The 1,722-nt window shown below is 63.6% G+C and carries 2 protein-coding genes; both read left to right on the top strand.

The features are described from left to right. The coding region (locus ACMUOY_RS20050; protein ID WP_413894500.1) for a hypothetical protein at positions 1–738 on the top strand (738 nt) is incomplete at its 5' end. A 541-nt stretch (positions 739–1,279) separates the two neighbouring features. Continuing rightward, positions 1,280–1,722 (top strand): carbamoyltransferase N-terminal domain-containing protein (locus ACMUOY_RS20045; protein ID WP_413894499.1); only part of this gene is annotated, 443 nt, incomplete at its 3' end.

The following is a 1,722-nucleotide window of genomic DNA, read 5'->3' as shown; positions in this document are numbered from 1 at the left end:
GTCAGCGGCACGATCAGCTACTACGAGATCAGCCAGGAAGGTGGCTCACAGCGCGATCCGTCCGCGACAAACCGCGCCAAGCGGGCTTGGGATGCCGCCGTCGCCGCAGGCAATGCACCGGTGAGCAGCATCTCGACCGCGCACGGCACCGTTGCATGGGCCGATGCCACGCCCGACGAACGCGCCGCCGCTTATGCCGATCTCCGCGACCGCCAGAACTCGCAAGGCGACCTCGTCGCTGGTGGCGAACAGGAGTCCAAAGGCATCGAAGCGGACTTGATCATCCAGCCGACCGCCAACTGGCAGGTCATGCTCAGCTATGCTCACAACACCCAGAAGGTGACGAAGTCCGTCAACCTGGCGACGATCGGCCAGTCCACCACCGGCCACATCAAGGATCAGGTGGCGATGTTGACCAAATACTCCTTCACCGACGGTCCGGTCAAAGGCCTGTCGCTGGGCGTCGGTATGCAGTACGCCGGCAAGGCACTCCAGGATTACTCCGCACCGGGCAATACTGCGCGCTATAATCCGAGCACCTTCTACGCCGAGTTCTTCGCGAACTATAAGTTCAAGGCGTTCGACCTGCAGCACAGCATCCAGCTCAACGTGAAAAACCTCACCAAGCAGGAGGAGTTTGTCGGCTGGTACAGGACGTCGGGCGCCAGCTATGCGACCGCCCGCCACGAAGTCCCCACCAAGATGCGGTGGAGCCTCACCTACGGCTTGGATTTCTAAGCGGCCCAATCAGGTTCTAGTGTAACAAATGGATCGAGAGGAGGGTGCCCAGGCGCCCTCCTCTCTTGCTTATGAGGCCCGAGCACGAGGCTCCTCTCGACTCACACAGATATTCCATCCTTACTCGCGCGACCCCAGCCATGCGCCCCCCAAAGCAAGCTCCCTGCCGATGGATCTCCGTGGCAGCCCCCGCCGTCGCCGCAGCCTGCACACTCGCCGCGTGGATCTATTGGCGCCACCCTTGGCTGCTGGCGGGAAGCGCCATCGCAAGCACGGGGTCCCTCTGCGCGTGGTTCTTCCCACGGATCTGGGCCCCTGTGCAACGCACCCTCGATTGGGTCGCCCATGCGGTGTCAATCGCCGTGAGCTACGCGCTCCTCGGAGCGCTTTTCCTGACCTGCTTCGTGCCAATCCGGGGACTGCTGGTTTTGCTCGGACGCGATCCGCTGCGCCGGCGCAAAGCTTCTGACGGAGATAGCTACTGGGAAACGCTCCCGCCCACACCGGCTGGCTCCGAACACTGGAGGCGCCAGTTCTGACGATGCGCGTGCTCGGGATCAGCGCCTTTTATCACGATTCGGCGGCCGCCGTCGTCGAAGACGGTGTGATCGTGGCAGCCGCACAGGAAGAGCGCTTCACCCGAGTGAAGCACGACGCCTCGTTTCCTACGCGCGCCGTCGAGTACTGCCTCGCGAGGGCTGGGGGCGGCCCCGACGCGATCGTCTATTACGAAAAGCCACTGCTGAAGTTTGAGCGCATCCTGCGCACCGCATTCGCAGTGGCACCGCGCGGCTTCCGGGCGTTCAGCGCAGCGATGCCAGTCTGGTTGAGGCAGAAACTCTGGATCCCGCTGGAGATCGAGCGGGCCCTGGCAGCAGCCGGCTACGAAGCCCGCAACCGCATCCACTTCGCACAGCATCACGAATCGCATGCCGCCGGCGCCTTTTACCCGTCGCCCTTCGAGCGGGCCGCCGTGCTGACGAT

The sequence above is a fragment of the Candidatus Skiveiella danica genome (genome assembly GCF_022705245.1).
Classification (GTDB): domain Bacteria; phylum Pseudomonadota; class Gammaproteobacteria; order Burkholderiales; family Burkholderiaceae_C; genus Skiveiella; species Skiveiella danica.
Note: the sequence above shows the minus strand (reverse complement) of the source record. Positions and strands in the feature narration are given on the sequence as shown.